Origin of the sequence: Bradyrhizobium sp. SZCCHNS3002 (assembly GCF_032377435.1) — a bacterium.
Classification (GTDB): Bacteria; Pseudomonadota; Alphaproteobacteria; order Rhizobiales; family Xanthobacteraceae; genus Bradyrhizobium.
On sequence record NZ_JAUHHY010000001.1, the window covers coordinates 718,532 to 734,246 of the forward strand.

The following is a 15,715-nucleotide window of genomic DNA, read 5'->3' on the forward strand; positions in this document are numbered from 1 at the left end:
ATCAGTTGCCGAAATCCCCTGCTCCACGCCAACAAAAAATGCGCAAGCCGCAACGCGGCAGACGTTGGCGCGCGCTGCGGCGCGATGCGAAGCGAATCGCAGGGCGCGGTGCGCAGCGGCTGGGCCGGACGGTGGGCGCGGCGCCGCGGTGGATCAAGATCACCTGCGGCGCCTTGGTGCTGCTCCTGACCTTCGCGCTGGTCAATCTGGCCTATCACGTCCTGCGCAAGCCGACCGAGCTGTTCGTGGTGACCGGTCATTCGCTCGACAAGGAGCCGGAGGAGACGTGGCGCCAATATGGCGCGCTGTTCCGTGAGAGCTCGACAGGATCGATCACGCCGGAGCTGCTCGCCGCCCTGGCGCAGACCGAGAGCTCGGGCAATCCGGTGGCGCGCACCTATTGGCGCTGGCGCCTCGCGTGGAATCCGTTCGCGCTGTATCAGCCGGCTTCCAGCGCCGTCGGCTTGTTCCAGATGACCGACGGCGCCTTTGCCGACGCCGCACGGTTCTGCATCCGGGAGCACGAGGTGGTCAGCGACGGCTGCGGGTCGCCGAGCCTGTACGTCCGCGCATGGCCGGCGCATGCGGTGGCGCTGACGGTGATCTCGCTCGACCGCCAGGTCGCCGCCGTGCTCGCACGGCAGCCTAGCGCCAAGCCGAGCGCGCAGCAGCGGCAGGATCTCGCAGCCGTCATTCATCTGTGCGGCGCCGGGCCGGCGGCCGGATTCGCGCGGCGCGGCTTCAAGCCGGCGGATGGCGAGCGCTGCGGCGACCATTCGGTCGCGGGCTATCTCGGCCGCGTCAATGCGATGAAGAAGCAGTTTCAGAAGCTCTCGGCGGCGGAGCGGAGCTAGCGCATGGCGCCCGCTCGGCGACATCGAGAGCCGGCCCGGTTCCGCGTTAAGCACGTCGGATTCACTGATGTGGGCAAAGCGCGCCCGTTAAGACATTGGCAACGAACTGCCGCGCATTTTCTCCGTCCCATTAGTACAGGAGTCACCATGTCAGAGATCGGCATTCCCGGCGCGCGCATCCGGTCCTTCATCGAGCGGATCGAGCACCTCGACGGCGAATTGGCGGAGCTGAACGAGCAGAAGAAGGAAGTGTTCGCCGAGGCCAAGGGCGAAGGCTTCGACGTCAAGATCCTGAAGGAGATCATCAAGCTCAGGAAGCAGGACCAGGACGAGCGCGACGAGCACGAGACGCTGCTCGACACCTATCTCCGGGCGATGGAAGCGGCCGAGACCGGGCCGGCCAGCAAGACCCCCGAGCGCAAGGCGGCGTGACGCTGCCGACCGACGAAGGCGGCGCGCAGCCGATCTGAGCCGCGCGCTGCCCTCCCCCGGGATTTTTCTTGCCCGGTTCCATCCGAGCCTCTAACGCTGCGCCATGCTTCTGCCGCGCCCGAGGATGAGATGACCGACGCAATGACCTGCCCGCAATGCCGCTCCGAGCACGCCTATCAGGACGGCGCGCTGTGGGTCTGTCCCGAATGCGGCCATGAATGGAGCGGCGACGCCGCCCTTGCGGCAGCGGCCGGCGACGACGCCAGCATCCGCGACGCCAACGGCAACGTTCTGGCCGACGGTGACAGCGTCATCGTCATCAAGGACCTGAAAGTGAAGGGATCGTCGTCCGTCGTGAAGGGCGGCACCAAGGTGCGCAACATCCGCCTGCAGGAGGCGAGCGACGGCCACAACATCGCCTGCAAGATCGACGGCATCGGCCAGATGAACCTGAAGTCGGAGTTCGTGCGCAAGGCGTAGGGTCTCGTGCTCCCGGAACATTCGCGACGCCATGGCGTTCGGATCAACAACGGGAGGATGGCCATGCTGACGGACGACCAGATCGCGATGCTTTCGGATATCGGCCAGGCAATCGCCTTCTCACCCGACCGGCAGGACGAACTCGATGGACTGATCCGCGAGGGTTATGTCGCCAAGGACGGCGACATCTACGAGCTGACGGCGAAGGGGCAGAAGATACTGACCGATCGAGGTGCCGGATTGAACGAGGCCTGACGACGCGGAGGCTCCCAGCACCGGGCGTCGGGGCGTCTATATCAGCGCCACCGGAAGTCTGGCATCAGGCCGGATATCATCCTGGGGATCGACGGTTCGTCTGCGGACGCCCGTGCGAACCGAACTCTGATTCAGCCAATGAACGGCGATACTCCGCCCGAAGCCCCCGAAGCCAATGTCCGCGAGCGCCGCAGGACTGCGCAGGCGCTGCCTGTTATTTGACGCAATAGGCCCCGCTCAGCCTCGGCACTCAGGCCGAACCACGCAACACGAGCAAATCGCCAAATGATCGAGCAGCAAACACGGGCCAGTTGCCGAACGCTGCGTGATCCAAGCAGTGAATCCATCACGCTTCTGTCGCCATGAAGTGACACCCGTAGCAATCCGTCCCGTAGCAGCACGACCTGGATTCATAACTTGGCATGAACTCTGCTTTCTCGATCCTGACCGGGTCCCACTCTTTGGAGGCAGAATCAACGTGCTCGTCACTCTCGTCGCAATGCTATGCAACGGCCAGCTCTGCATGGAGAAGGTCGTCACCAACAGCGAGATGTCCGGCATCACGATGACATCCTGCGCCGTCAGCGCGCAGATCGGAATCGCAGACTGGATGTCCAAGAGTCCCTATCACGAGTGGCATCTGCAGAGTTACAAGTGTGTCGCCGGCAAGTACGTGCCGAAAACCAGCGCCTGATCCGCTTTGTCCGTCCGGCCGGCGACCGGATATCCGGGGCCGGCCGGACGGAGGAGCTCTGCACGGCTGTCGAATGTTCGCCCCCAGCCGCGTCGCATTCGGGACACCGCAGCAAAAAACTGCTGCCGTTCGCATGCAAACGAGCCCTGAATCGGCGAATTCGATGCGCAATGGAGCTGGCCCGCTTCGTGCAACGCCCCTCAGCGACAATGAGGGGATGACGTCATGCCGTTCTATAGCTTCCATTGCGCGGCCTGCGCAGAGGATGTCGAGTTGCTGATCGGGATTTCTGAAAGGCCTGTCTGTCCGACCTGCGGCAGTCGCAAGCTGACCCGCCTTCCCTCGCTGCCGGCGCCGCCGGCGCGCAGCCCCGGCCTGATCAAGGCCGCTCGCAGCCAGGCAGCACGCGAGGGGCACTTCAGCAACTACAGCCGCGCTGAACGGAAGAAACGCTGACCCGGTCGGGGGCCGGCGCTCAGCCTCAATCCGATGTGATCTGCACCTCCGGCACGTCATCCTCGGGATCGTCGATGTCGAGGCCGTCCTCCTCGTCCAGATCGATCCCGGAGAGGCAGATGTCACCGTCGTCGATCACAAGCTCGACCACAGACAACGTCCGGCCCTGACAGGGCCCAATGAAGCATTGTCCGGTATCGAGGTCGAACTGGGCACCATGCTCGCCACAAACGAGGAAATTACCTTCCTCGTCCATGAACTCGCCCGGATGCTTGTCGAGGCGGGCGCCCTGATGCGGGCAGGCATTCTCGAAGCCGTAGAAGTTGTTGCCCTTGCGCGTGACCAGGATCGGCCAAGGCTTGGCGCTGCCGTCGGGCTCGCGGCGCTGGAGAACAAAGCCACGCGCCGCGCCATCGTCCACCTCATAGGTCGCGCAGATCGCAAACAGCGTGCTCATCGTCCGCCTCTTCTCGCCTCGCTTGGCGTTTTGGCGCATCCGCGACATCGCAGGCGCGCTGAAGAGGCTCGCAGCAAGCAGCATGCCAGCCAGTGCCTGACAGGCAGATCGTGGGCCTCAGGCCGGTGGCATGCCGAGGCGGCCGATCCCGGGAAATTTCAGCGCCGGCCGGCGCAGATCGACGCCGAGAACTCCCCCGAAGAAGTTCAGCTCGACGCCCTCGATCCAGCCGACGGTGACACCGAGATAGCCACCGAGCGATACGAACAGACCGGTCCCGGACGCCGTGCGCCCCCACCAGCCGTCAAAAGGGAAGTCCTTGCCGATTGCGGTCGGCGGCAGCACGGCGTTCAGCTCAGGAACCGCGTGCAGCGCCGCCTGCACGAAGGTGTTCGAATTCGGTCCCGGCCAGGCATTGTAGTCGCCATAGGCGCGGAAGCGGTAGTTCTCGATCACGCTGCGGATCCTCGGAATCACCCGCTCGGCTTCTTCGCCGTCGACGGCCAGCACTGTCTCCGGCAACGCACCGAACCAGCGACCATCGGGCGCGAAGCCATCGACCCGGATCGGCTCACCCCACGCGGTGTAGTCGTAGCGGGTATAGCGCGGGCCGCCCTTCTCCTTCACGACGATCCAAGTGTGGACCGCGAAGATGCCACGCCAACGCACCGTGCGCGCAGCGAATACGCGGACCACCGCGTCGGCATGCTGAGCTGGCGATGGCAGCAGGCCCGCGCTCGAACGGTCCGCGGTCTGCCAGCTGCCGCGGCGATCGCCGCGCAGATAGTTCGCGGCCGACAGCGAGATGGGCACGAAGATGAGCAGCAGGAAAGCGAGCACGGGCTTTTTCACGATAGGCGAGAACAATGGGGAGGCATCGAGGAATGACATCCATGTAGTCATCGCACCCGCCGTCGCCAGCGCCGGCCTGCACGCCGCCTTCACAATCCGGACACCACGCCAGTGCTGAAGACTCAGTGCCGGCGGAAACCACCGCCCGGGCCGGAACGCCCGCCACCGCGAGGGCCGCTGACGCCCACACGCGCAGCACCCATGGCGGGGCCGCCCCCAATATGCGCCAAACCGATTTGCGGCGAAGTCCCGATCATGCGCATGCCGCCCATCTGCGCGCGGGCGCTCTGCGGCGCACCGCTGCTTCGGCTCATCAACGGCTGCACCATGGGTGGCGTTGCAACTCGCGCGGGACCACCAGCCACGACCGGAGGTGCGGCGGGGCCGGCGGCCGTCGCAGGCGGCACACGACCTTGCATGCCCGAAGGCGGTCCGGATCGTTGGCCTGTGCCGGCGACCGCGCCCGGCTGGATCACCCCGCCGGGACCGCGCCCCGGCATCCCCGGGGTCATGCCAGGCTGAGGCGGATTTTGCGCCATGACCGGCGGATGGCGATGCCAGTAGCGATTCCAGAACGCATGCCGATGATACCAAGGCCGGCCGAAATAGAAGCTGCTCCAATAGGTGGTCAGCGTGAAGCCGACAGTCGGCACGTACTCGACATATTCTGGCAGCTCAACGTACTGCTCACGATACAGATAGGCGAGCGTCCGCGCCGCGACCCAGCCGCGTTCGCCTCCGAAGCTGACATCGCACCACGCGCCGCCTTGAATGCAGCCATGGATGGTGATCCTGGCACCGGCCGGAATGCGCTCGACGACGGGAAAACCTGGGCCCGGTCCTGCGCGCATGGTGGCCGCAGTACGCACCAGGCCCGGCGCAGCCACCGCCAGCGAGGCGGGCGTGGCAATCAACAGCGCAGCAACGAGACACGTTCTGAGTTTCACCACGGGCACCCTCCTGTCTGTTTGCCGGAGCGAGCTCGGGCGCGAGACTCTCGCGCCCGCATGCGCGGCTCACGCCTCCGATCCACAGGAATGGTTGCAGATTATCGCGGCAACCTCACGGCGCTCCGTTGTCGGAGAGGAGTTGCGCTGCTCCACCGAGAGCGCGGCGAAATGCTTCGTCGAACGTCACGCCACGGAATTGCCACCGATCTTGCTTGCCAGCGCGATCGAGGCGCCATTGCGTGACCCAGCCCAGTTCGGCATCGTCCCAGGTGAGATCGCCAAAGAGCATGACATCGGCTCCGGGAAACCACGACGCGACCGCCGCGGGCTGGACATCGTTCGACTTGGTGCGCTCAATAGCGGCCTTCGAGACCTCGGAGGCGCTTGGCAGAACGATCTCGAGCCCACGCTTGACGGCCGCTGCGCGCAGCGCGTCCCGCTGCAGATCGGACCTCCGGTCGTCGGATGCAACGAAGAAAGTACGACCGCCCGACGTCATCGTCACGATCAGGGCAATCGACGGGCGCGGCGCCGGCCACGGCTTGATGTTCAAGCTCGCAAGCAACTGATCGATCCGCGCGCGATCGAATGACACGGTCAGGTCATATGGACGGTCGCGCGTGCCCTGCTCGTCATGCTTCGGCTTGCCCGACATCTGATCGTGATAATCGAAGCCGGTGACGAACTCCGCGGCCCGCGCCTCGGGTGGTGCGAGCCTTGCATCGTTTCTGAGCTGAAATGCACCGGACACCTTGATCAGCACGTCTTCCAGACATGCTGCAAAGGCCGCCCGACGATTGTCCTCGCCCTGACCGGTCACGACCGTCTGCGCCTGGTACAGGTCGGTCGGGGCCGCAGTCGCAATAGTGCAGTTCCCGACGACCATCATCATCCAGAGCCCGAGACGCCATACGCCCCGTCCGCGGAGAGCACCGCACTGTCTCATCGCGCCCCTCGATCCGGCTATGACGGCTATTTCTGCCGATCGAGCTTGACGATCGTGGGTGTGGCGGCGTCAGACGTCGAGAACGTCACGCGATCGCCGGCGTGGATGTTCTCGATCATGGCGTTGTCCTTGATCTTGAACTCCTGGGCTGCCCCGGCCGTGTTGGCGCCGACGGTTCCATCGGGAATGCGCTTGATCGCGATCGTGCCGTTGAGACGGTTGATCCCCGTGACCATGCCCGCCGTACCCTGCTCAGCTGCCAGAGCGGGCAGAGTTCCCACAAACATGGCGACCGTCGTCAGAATGATGCCAACTGCTCTCATCGCTGTTCTCCTGCCTTGCTTTTCGCGGCAAACAAAACACCACGAATTCTTTGGTTCCCCGAAAGGCCGCAACCCGAGCCACACTCTGTGAATCGCCGCTGCAGATCCTTATGTCGGCCGATGCGGCCTACACGAGCTCGAGCAAGACGTAACCGCATAGCCTCATCGACCGGCTGCCCTCATGTAATGATTTGCACGGGTTTGTCATCACTCCAAGGCGAACCACAGTCTCTCCGCGCGCGCAGGATCGACCGGACCCGTCACGCCGAATTCATCAATGCGTCATGTTGCGCCTTGACAGCGCCGGCCGCCGGGAGGACGATCGTTGCCGTCGTCCATTGCGGTAGCCGTTCATGGTGCCGATGATGTTGGAACGACGACGATCCATCTGATTGCAGGGAGGTTCAATGACTCCACCTCCGTACCAGGCCCGCTGAGTGCGACGGTAATCGCTCGGACCATCGCATAGCGGCAAATCACGAACGGCACGCCGGGTCGCGGCTTTGTGGGCTGCATCAGCGAGGCATGGCCCCTTGCCCACCCGGCGCTGTGCCGTGAATCTGGATCATCGGATCAGTGCGAACTCGGCAGCTCTCATTTGGGGAGCTGTGGTTCTGTAGTCCTCCCACGCGCCTCGAAACGCAATCCATCGTCAACGCAATCCATCGTCAACGCAATCCGTCGTCAACGCAATCCGTCGTCAACGCAATCCGTCGTCAGCCAATCCGTCGTCCGCGTAGTCGATCGTCAACCGAGGCACGGCGGGCGCATGGGCCACCCGCCGCTCGCGTCGCACAATGCCGTAGCTACTTGGCCGTAGCTACTTGGCCGTAGCTACTTGCCGTAGTCGTAGAAGCCCTTGCCGGTCTTGCGGCCGAGCTGGCCTGCGGCCACCATTTCCTTCAGCAACGGCGCCGGCCGATACTTCGGATCGTTGAAGCCATTGTAGAACACCTCCATCACCGACAGCATCGTGTCGAGTCCGATCAGATCGGCCAGCGCCAGCGGACCGATGGGATGATTGCAGCCGAGCTTCATGCCCTCGTCGATGTCCGCCGCGGTCGCAATGCCTTCCGAATACGCGAAGATCGCCTCGTTGATCATCGGGCACAGGATGCGGTTCACGGCAAAGCCCGGGCTGTTCTTCGCGGTGATCGCGACCTTGCCGATCCGCTTGGCGAAATCGGCGGCGGCCGCATGGGTCGCATCCGAGGTCTGCAGGCCGCGGATCAGCTCGAGCAGCGCCATCATCGGCACCGGATTGAAGAAGTGCATGCCGATGAACCGGTCGGGCCGATCGGTGGCGGTGGCCAGCTTGGTGATCGAGATCGAGGAGGTGTTGGTCGCGATCAGCGCCTCGGGCTTCAGGCCGGCACAGAGGTCCTTGAGGATCTTGAGCTTCAGCTCCTCGTTCTCCGTGGCGGCCTCGATGACGAGGTCGCAGCTCGACAGCTTCGCCTTGTCGGCAGTGCCGGTGATCAGCGACAGCGCCTTGTCCTTGTCGGCGGCCGTCATTTTCTCCTTCTTGACCAGGCGATCGAGGCTGGAGCCCACCGTGGCGAGCCCGCGCGCCACCGCCTGCTCGGAGATGTCGACCATGACGACCGGCACGCCCGCGGCCGCGCAAACCTGCGCGATGCCGTTGCCCATGGTGCCTGCTCCGATGATGCCGACCGTCTGAATCATTGCCGTTTCCTCTCAGTCTCTTCCGCGGGGACCGCCCCGTCCTGCGCCGTTGCTTAACAGGCTATCGGCCCGCGGGGTAGACCCAACGCAAGGGCTGAGAACGGGCCGGCTGCCCCGCGGTTCGCCGGCATCGGGAAGCGGGCGCATCCGGCCAGGGTTGGTCCGCATGCACAGGAACGGATGCAACCTGCTCTGGTTGGTCTCGTGCCCGCCGAGACGAGCCGCGCCCGCGGCACGGCATCGGGCAGCCAGGAGCGTTTCGACCCAATGACGCGAAGAATGGAGGAGGACATGGGACTGGCTCAATACGCCATCGTCGCGGTCGACGATCATTGGAGCGTTCTGCATGACGGCAACGCCCATGGCGACTACGCGACCAAGGAGGCTGCGTTCGAATCCGCTGCATCAGCCGCGACGCTGGCCATCAAGCAAGGCCACGAGGTGCATCTCAGCGTTCCGGGCAATGACCCAGATCGATCGAACAACTAATCAGCACCACGACGCTGTCGTCTTGTTCCAACAGGACCTCCAGGGATAGTGAACTGCACGCTAACGTGTGTTAGCGACACAAGGCCGGCAGGCTCGCAGACTCCTGTTTGAAGCAACAGGAGTTCGCCATGAGCGTCACCCGGAACCGGCGTAAGCAGACAGTGTCGTTCGGCCAGCGGCTGCAGCAGGCTGCAACAGCTGCCCGCGAAGCGGCAGCACGTCTTCCCGTAGGCCCCGAGCGCGACATCATGCTGAAGAAGGCGATGCAGGCGGAGACGGCGGCGCATATCAACGAGCTGTTGAGCGCCCCGGTGCTGCACGCCGCCGAGCGCTAGAGCGCGCGCCGTATCGTCTGCTGCGGCTTTGAAAGGAACCCGAACGCCCTCACGACGCTTTGCTTTCGAGGTCTGGTCTCGGCGAGAGGACGATGATGACCCGGGTCGTGATCGGCACATCGGGATGGCACTACGGGTCCTGGCGCGGCGCGTTCTTTCCGCCGGGACTGCTGATCAGACATCAGCTGCCCTACTACGCCAGCCAGTTCGAGACCACCGAGCTGAATGGCGTGTTCTACAGGACGCCGACGGAAGCTGCCGTCCGTGGCTGGCGCGATCAGACCGGGCTCGATTTCGTTTTCGCCTGGAAGGCCTCCAAATTCATCACGCATTGGAAGCGCCTGTCTGCGCGCTCGGTCAACAGCATCGCGCTGATGGAGAGCCGGCTGTCGCTGCTCGGCGACAAGGCTGGCCCCGTGCTGTTCCAGCTGCCGCCGCAATTCGAAGCGAATCGAGAACGGCTCGAGTCGTTTCTCCCGCTGCTGCCGACGCACCGGCGCTACAGCTTCGAATTCCGTCACCCGAGCTGGTACACACCGGCGATCATGCGCCTGCTGAGGGACGCGAACATCTCGCTCTGCCTGTCGGACCATCACGACGCGCCGGCGCCGTGGAGGCGGACGGCCGATTTCGTCTATGTGCGCGGCCATGGCCCGGGCGGCCGCTACAAGGACAACTATCCGGACGCGACACTCGAAGCCTGGGCCAAGCGCATTCGCGCCTGGGCGTCGCACGGCATCGACGTCTACGTCTATTTCGACAACGACCAGAAGAGCGCGGCGCCCGCCGACGCTCTGCGGCTACGCCGGCTGCTCGCGGCATCTTCTCACCAGGCACGCCGCGCCGCGCGCGCCAGTTCGTCGGGACATCGTGCACATCTCTCGGTTTAGGTTTGCGACCCGGTGTCGCTGTTCGAGCGCTATGCGAAGGGCGGCGACGATCCGCCACCGAGGACTGGGCCGGCAAGACCCTGCCGGCCCTGCAGCATCATCTCGAGATGGCGCAGACCCTCGACAAGGGCAAGTGAGCGAACGATATGAGCGCCGGTCCGAGCCGGCGCTCATGATGCTCAGATGCAGTGCCGTGCAGTCCCGTCGTCAGGCAGCGCGCACGGAGCCCAGGAAGCGCGCGACCTCGCGCTTCAGGCGTGTGCTTTCACCGGCCAGCGATTGCGCCGCATTCAGCACCTGCGCCGACGCCTGGCCGGTGGCGCTGGAGCCGCGCTGCACATCCGTGATGTTGGCCGAGACCTCCTGCGTGCCACGGGCCGCCTGTTGGATGCTGCGCGAGATCTCCTGCGTCGCCGCGCCCTGCTCTTCCACCGCGGATGCGATCGTCGAGGCGATCTCCGACATTTTCTCGATGGTTTCGCCGATATCGCGGATCGCGTTCACCGACTCCTGCGTGGCTGCCTGGATGCCGTTGATCTGCTGGCTGATCTCGTCGGTGGCCTTCGCGGTCTGCTCGGCCAGCGCCTTCACCTCGGAGGCCACGACGGCGAAGCCGCGCCCCGCCTCGCCTGCGCGTGCCGCCTCGATGGTGGCGTTGAGCGCCAGCAGGTTGGTCTGGCCGGCGATCGAGTTGATGAGCTCCACGACGTCGCCGATGCGGGCTGCGGCCTTGGCAAGCTCGCCGACACGGTCGTTGGTACGCTGCGCCTGCTGCACGGCCTCATTGGCGACGCGCGCCGAATCCTGAACCTGGCGGCCGATCTCCGTCACCGACGATGACATTTCCTCCGTCGCTGATGCCACCGACTGCACGTTGGTCGAGGCCTCCTCGGACGCCGAAGCGACGGTGGTGGCGAGCCGCTCGGACTGCTCGGCCGTGGTGGTGAGCGTTCCTGCCGAACTCTCGAGCGCCGTCGACGCCGAGGACACGACATCGACGATCTCGCTGATGACGGCCTCGAACTCGCGGGTGATCGTATCCACCCGCTGTCCACGCTGGATCTTGGCCTCCGCCTCGCTCGCTGCGGCCCGGTCTGCCGCCTTCTTCGCCAGCAGCGCATCCTTGAAGACCTGCAGCGAGGCGGCGAGCGTGCCGATCTCGTCCTGCCGATCGCTGGCCGGAACGACGACGTCGTCACGGCCAGCCGCGAGGTCGCCGACCACGCCGGTCAGCGCAGCCAGCGGCGCGATCACGCGACGGCGCAGCATGAAGGTCACGACGCCGAGCATGCCGAGCAGCGCGAGCACCGCGCCGCTGCCGATCCCGAACATCACCAGTGCATCGTCCCGCGCCGTCTCGGCGCGCGTCCGTGCCTCGGCCAGCGCATTGTCGCGAACGGTCAGGAATTTTCCGATCGGCGGCACGACGGTGCCGCCCAACTGCTCCGGTGACAGCGTGTAGCCGGCATTGCTGCGCGACGCCGCGATCTCCTTTTCGATCAGTCCCGCAGCGTTGTTGAAATACGCTTCGACCGCCTCCGACATCGCCTGCGCGACCTTCGGAGGATTGCCGAGTTGATCGATGCTCGACTCGATCCGTTCGCGATCGACCTCGATCCGGCCTTGCGCACGATCGATGTTGGAATACTCGGCCGGAGCCAGCGGACGCTTGGCACCGAGCGCCGGGGCCAGCATCGCGGCGCGGCCGCCGGCCGTGATCCGCAGATCCTGCGTGATGCGCGCAATCGACAGCAGCGGCGTCAGCGATGCATCGGCGGTCGCGACGCGGTTCTCGAGGCGGTTGAGCAGCGGCTCGACCGATTTCAGCACGTCGGTCAAGCCGGGCAGGAATCCCTTCATCGCAGCCGGGTCGCGCGCATTCAGCGGCAATCTCACGGCGCGGTCGACCATCGTGCGCACGTCGGTGAGCTTTGCCTTGGCGGCGTTCAGTCCGTCGAAGATGGCTTGGCTGTCGGAGAGCGTCTCAACGGCCGCTTTCGCCTTGGCGAAGGCGGCGTCGGCCTGCTGCCCGGCCTTGTCGACGGCGTCCAGCTGCACAGGAGTGGCCGGAACGTCCTGGAACATCGGCGTGACGAACGGCGCCCGCAATCCCGCGACGGCCTGGCCTGCAAGGAGCACGGCAGCGAACGCGTCGACTGACTTGATCGCTTCGGTTCTGCTCGCGTAGGCGCGATAGTGAGATACCAGCACCTCGCCCCCGAGAACACAGGCAAGCGCCGTGACCGAGAGCATCGATACCGCAAAGAGCTGACCGACTCGCATCGTGCATTTCCAGTTGATTGTTTCGGTCAACTTAGGAAGCGCAGTCTAAGAGGCTATTAACTTGCGCAGGCACGCTGCCGAGGGCAAATCGTCGCGGCCGCACGTCGATTCCCGTATTTTCACGGGCCTCGACAGTGATTCATCATCGACTTTCATGAGAGTTCGACGACAGAAGCGCGCAGTGCAGGTCTGACTCGCGCGATGTCGCTCATGCTCCGACCATCGCGCGATGGCGAAATCATCACCGAGATTGCGGCAGCAGACCCACGCACACCAACAACGCGTTGGTTCCTTGCGCAGGTGCAGAAAGATCAGCGGTCAACGCGGTATCATGCTAACATAAGTTATTGAAGTCGCGCCGCTTGGAACCCCAATAAACTAATTCGGGGGAACCACTCTTTGAGTCATCTGGTCCGCAAGCTTGAGAATTTCGTCCGCCTTTCTGCGGCCGACCGCCTGATGCTCAACCGCGCTGCGGCTCAACGGGTAAGGACCTTCGCGCCACGCACCGACATCGCGCGCGAAGGCGAGAAGCCCAAGGACGTGCATCTGATCCTGAACGGCTGGGCCTGCCGCTACAAGCAGCTCGAGGACGGCCGCCGCCAGATCGTCTCGTTCTTCCTGCCCGGCGATATCTGTGATCTCAACATCTTCATCCTGCGCGAGATGGACCATTCGATCGGCACCATCACGCCGGTGTCGATCGCCGATCTGCCGCGCGAGTTCTTCGACGAGATCAGCGCCGGCTATCCGCGCATTGCAACGGCGTTCTGGTGGGAGACACTGGTCAACGCCGCAATCCAGCGCGAATGGACCATGAATCTCGGGCAACGCACGGCGTCCGAACGCATGGCTCACCTGTTGTGCGAACTGTTCTTCCGGCTACGCCTGGCGGGCCTGGCCGACGACAGCAGCTGCAGCTTCCCGCTCACTCAGGCCGATCTCGCCGAGGCGACAGGCCTGTCGAAGGTCCACGTCAACCGCACGCTGCAGGAACTGCGCGCCAGCAACCTGATCGTGCTCAAGGGCAAGATGCTGGTACTTCCGGACCTCGAGCGCTTGATGAGCGCCGGCCTGTTCAACGCGAATTACTTGCATTTGGACCGCGAAGGCCGTCAGCTCGATGCGAATGAGTGAGAGGTTCGGAGCGCTGGCGCTTGCGCTATGCTGACTGTCTCGGCACTCTGCCGGGGAAACGGCGATGGTCGAACAGCGCATGGTGGACGGACCCTTCGAGCAGGAGATCGTGCAGCGCCTCGGGCTGATGCCCAACCTGTTCAGGTCGGCGCCGTCTGCGCCTGAGGCGACCCGACAGCTCTGGCAGTTCGCCAAATGCGCCTATCTCGACACCCCGCTTCCGGCCCTTTTCAAGGAGCGGCTCGCCGTCCATCTGTCGCGCCTCAACCGTTCGCCTTATTGTCTGACCCGGCATTTCGGATTTCTGGTTGGATCGGGCAAGCCCGCGGGTGACTCGACGTCCCGCCCGGAGCCGATCGATCGGGCGCGTCACCTGCTCGCGCGGCCGCTCGCGGATCCCGCGCGCACCGCGGCGGCGCTCGACCGGCTCGAACTCATCCAGCCCCCGCTCGACATCCCGGAGCCGGGCAGCGACGGTGAGGCGGACCTGTTCGAGGCCGCGTCGGTGCTGTTCATGCAGCGTGCTGATTTCGACCGCTCGCGGCGCGCAATCCGACATGCCTTCGGCGACACCAGGTTCGATCTGCTGGCGGCCTTCCTCGCCTATCTGCGCACAGCCCACTTCTGGGCCGATGCACACCTGCTCGCGATCGATTCGGACGTGCTTGCCCTCGCACGGACAGATCCCGAGCTCGCCGTCTGCCTCGGCTGCAGCGAGCTGCCGGAGGCCGGGCCGTCCGCACCGCAGCCGCATTCGAACGGCAGCGATGCCAGCGATCATCGGCTGCGCCGCCTCCTCGAGATCGATTCGGTCGGCGTGCTGTTCTTCGATCATGCCGCCGGCACCCTGGTCGACGCCAACGAGGCCTTCTTGGCGATGACAGGCTATTCGCGTCAGGACATCGACAGCGGCCAGCTGACCTGGAAGAGCCTGACCCCCCCGGAATGGATGGGTACATCGAGCGACCAGATCGAGCTGCTGCGGCAGACCGGCCGGATCGGTCCCTATGAGAAGCAGTATTTTCGCAAGGACGGCGAACGCGCCTGGATGATGTTCGCCGGCCGGGACCTCGGCGACGGCACCCTGGTCGAGCTCGCGATGAACATCGACGACCGCAAGCGCACCGAGGCCGCGCTACGCGACAGCGAGGCGCGTTTCCGCCAGTTCGGCGAAGCATCCTCCGACGTGGTGTGGATCCGCGATGCCGAGACCCTGCACTGGGAATATCTCAGCCCCGCATTCGAGACCATCTATGGCGTGCCGCGCACCGCTGTGCTCCGCGGCGACCATCTCGCATCGTGGACCGAGCTCATGCTGCCGGAGGACCGGCCCCGCGCCGTCGAGAGCCTCGAGCGCGCCCGGCGCGGCCAGCGCGACAGCCTGGATGTCCGTATCGTCACGCAGCCGGACGACGTCGCGCGCTGGCTGCGCATCCGTAGTTTTCCCATGGTCGACGAGCTGGGACGGGTGCAGCGCATCGGCGGCATCACCCAAGACATCACGGCGCTGGTCTCGGCCTCCGAGCACCAGAAGCTGCTGCTCGCCGAGCTGCAGCACCGCGTCCGCAACATGCTCGCCGTGATCCGCTCGATCATCCGCCGCACGGGCGACTCGAGCGACAGCGTCGAGGATTTCGCCAGTCACCTCGAAGGCCGCATCACGGCGCTGTCGCGCATCCAGGCGGTCGTCACGCGCGATCCCCTCGCCGGTTTCGATCTGGCGGAGCTGATCGCCGATGAGCTGCGCGCCGGAGCCGCGCGCGAGGACAGGCAATTCTCGCTGTCGGGCCCCCAGGTGCGACTGAGGCCGAAGGCGGCCGAGAGCATCGGGCTTGCCATGCACGAGCTCGCGACCAATGCGCTGAAATACGGCGCGCTGACCGTGCCGCGGGGCTTCATCAGGATCGAATGGCGGCTCGATGAGCGCGACGCGGCCGACTGGCTGGTCATCGACTGGACCGAGACCGGCATGTCCGGCCGTCCGCTGGCTGCGCAGCGCCAGGGCTTTGGAACCGTACTGCTGGAACAGATGCTGCCGTACGAGGTCGGTGCCCGCGTCGTCCGGCGCTTTGAGCCGAGCGGCCTCTGCTGCCAAATCCGGTTGCCCACACGCGACATTCTCAAGCGTTGACGGGCCGATCGAAGCTTCGTTCCGCGGCACCGGTCGGTCACAACGGCCGGGGATCTCGCCGGCAC

18 protein-coding genes and 1 pseudogene are annotated in these 15,715 nt (G+C 65.1%); 12 read left to right on the top strand and 7 right to left on the bottom strand.

Going from position 1 to position 15,715, the window contains the following annotated elements; all coding sequences use genetic code 11:
- Positions 1 to 38 precede the first annotated feature (38 nt).
- From QW845_RS03225 to QW845_RS03250, 6 genes are all read left to right on the top strand, one after another.
- Positions 39 to 854: a transglycosylase SLT domain-containing protein gene (locus QW845_RS03225; protein WP_409997863.1), complete on the top strand. Its 816-nt coding sequence runs from the start codon at positions 39 to 41 to the stop codon at positions 852 to 854.
- 147 nt (positions 855 to 1,001) lie between these two features.
- On the top strand, positions 1,002 to 1,286 hold the full coding sequence (locus QW845_RS03230; RefSeq protein WP_315712263.1) for a DUF2312 domain-containing protein: 285 nt from the start codon (positions 1,002 to 1,004) through the stop codon (positions 1,284 to 1,286).
- A gap of 129 nt (positions 1,287 to 1,415) precedes the next feature.
- Entirely contained in the window at positions 1,416 to 1,766 is a 351-nt protein-coding gene (locus QW845_RS03235) for a zinc ribbon domain-containing protein YjdM (RefSeq protein WP_315755663.1), read from the top strand.
- A 63-nt stretch (positions 1,767 to 1,829) separates the two neighbouring features.
- Positions 1,830 to 2,021, top strand: coding sequence for a hypothetical protein (locus QW845_RS03240; protein WP_315800201.1), 192 nt, complete (start codon positions 1,830 to 1,832; stop codon positions 2,019 to 2,021).
- 478 nt (positions 2,022 to 2,499) lie between these two features.
- Positions 2,500 to 2,715, top strand: a complete 216-nt coding sequence (locus tag QW845_RS03245) for a hypothetical protein (protein ID WP_315800202.1) — start codon at positions 2,500 to 2,502, stop codon at positions 2,713 to 2,715.
- A 225-nt stretch (positions 2,716 to 2,940) separates the two neighbouring features.
- Entirely contained in the window at positions 2,941 to 3,171 is a 231-nt protein-coding gene (locus QW845_RS03250) for a zinc ribbon domain-containing protein (protein WP_315800203.1), read from the top strand.
- A gap of 25 nt (positions 3,172 to 3,196) precedes the next feature.
- Here QW845_RS03250 and QW845_RS03255 read toward each other — a convergent pair whose 3' ends face one another.
- The 6 genes from QW845_RS03255 to QW845_RS03280 form a co-directional block, all read right to left on the bottom strand.
- The gene (locus QW845_RS03255; RefSeq protein ID WP_315800204.1) at positions 3,197 to 3,628 is read right to left on the bottom strand and encodes a Rieske (2Fe-2S) protein; all 432 of its coding nucleotides are present in this window, start codon (positions 3,626 to 3,628) and stop codon (positions 3,197 to 3,199) included.
- Between the two features lie 117 nt (positions 3,629 to 3,745).
- Positions 3,746 to 4,468, bottom strand: coding sequence for a DUF3750 domain-containing protein (locus QW845_RS03260; RefSeq protein WP_315800438.1), 723 nt, complete (start codon positions 4,466 to 4,468; stop codon positions 3,746 to 3,748).
- A 134-nt stretch (positions 4,469 to 4,602) separates the two neighbouring features.
- Entirely contained in the window at positions 4,603 to 5,430 is an 828-nt protein-coding gene (locus QW845_RS03265) for an SH3 domain-containing protein (protein ID WP_315800439.1), read from the bottom strand.
- A gap of 112 nt (positions 5,431 to 5,542) precedes the next feature.
- Positions 5,543 to 6,322 carry a DUF2066 domain-containing protein gene (locus QW845_RS03270; RefSeq protein ID WP_315800205.1) on the bottom strand — a complete coding sequence of 260 codons (780 nt, stop codon included), beginning with the start codon at positions 6,320 to 6,322 and terminating at the stop codon, positions 5,543 to 5,545.
- A gap of 80 nt (positions 6,323 to 6,402) precedes the next feature.
- Positions 6,403 to 6,699 carry a copper-binding protein gene (locus QW845_RS03275; protein WP_315800206.1) on the bottom strand — a complete coding sequence of 99 codons (297 nt, stop codon included), beginning with the start codon at positions 6,697 to 6,699 and terminating at the stop codon, positions 6,403 to 6,405.
- A gap of 834 nt (positions 6,700 to 7,533) precedes the next feature.
- Positions 7,534 to 8,385: a 3-hydroxybutyryl-CoA dehydrogenase gene (locus tag QW845_RS03280; protein ID WP_315800207.1), complete on the bottom strand. Its 852-nt coding sequence runs from the start codon at positions 8,383 to 8,385 to the stop codon at positions 7,534 to 7,536.
- Between the two features lie 291 nt (positions 8,386 to 8,676).
- Here QW845_RS03280 and QW845_RS03285 point away from each other — a divergent pair, with 291 nt between their 5' ends.
- The 4 genes and pseudogenes from QW845_RS03285 to QW845_RS03300 all read left to right on the top strand — a co-directional run.
- Positions 8,677 to 8,874, top strand: a complete 198-nt coding sequence (locus QW845_RS03285) for a hypothetical protein (protein ID WP_315755672.1) — start codon at positions 8,677 to 8,679, stop codon at positions 8,872 to 8,874.
- A gap of 128 nt (positions 8,875 to 9,002) precedes the next feature.
- On the top strand, positions 9,003 to 9,209 hold the full coding sequence (locus QW845_RS03290) for a hypothetical protein (protein WP_315800208.1): 207 nt from the start codon (positions 9,003 to 9,005) through the stop codon (positions 9,207 to 9,209).
- 95 nt (positions 9,210 to 9,304) lie between these two features.
- The gene (locus QW845_RS03295) at positions 9,305 to 10,099 is read left to right on the top strand and encodes a DUF72 domain-containing protein (RefSeq protein WP_315800440.1); all 795 of its coding nucleotides are present in this window, start codon (positions 9,305 to 9,307) and stop codon (positions 10,097 to 10,099) included.
- A 6-nt stretch (positions 10,100 to 10,105) separates the two neighbouring features.
- Positions 10,106 to 10,236: pseudogene (locus QW845_RS03300) on the top strand (DUF4142 domain-containing protein); the annotation flags it as partial.
- Between the two features lie 70 nt (positions 10,237 to 10,306).
- Here QW845_RS03300 and QW845_RS03305 read toward each other — a convergent pair.
- Entirely contained in the window at positions 10,307 to 12,382 is a 2,076-nt protein-coding gene (locus tag QW845_RS03305; RefSeq protein WP_315800209.1) for a HAMP domain-containing methyl-accepting chemotaxis protein, read from the bottom strand.
- 399 nt (positions 12,383 to 12,781) lie between these two features.
- On the opposite strand from QW845_RS03305, the gene QW845_RS03310 reads away from it, so the two are divergent.
- Both QW845_RS03310 and QW845_RS03315 read left to right on the top strand, forming a co-directional pair.
- Positions 12,782 to 13,519: a Crp/Fnr family transcriptional regulator gene (locus tag QW845_RS03310; protein WP_315712288.1), complete on the top strand. Its 738-nt coding sequence runs from the start codon at positions 12,782 to 12,784 to the stop codon at positions 13,517 to 13,519.
- A gap of 64 nt (positions 13,520 to 13,583) precedes the next feature.
- Entirely contained in the window at positions 13,584 to 15,650 is a 2,067-nt protein-coding gene (locus QW845_RS03315) for a PAS domain S-box protein (RefSeq protein ID WP_315800210.1), read from the top strand.
- Positions 15,651 to 15,715 lie beyond the last annotated feature (65 nt).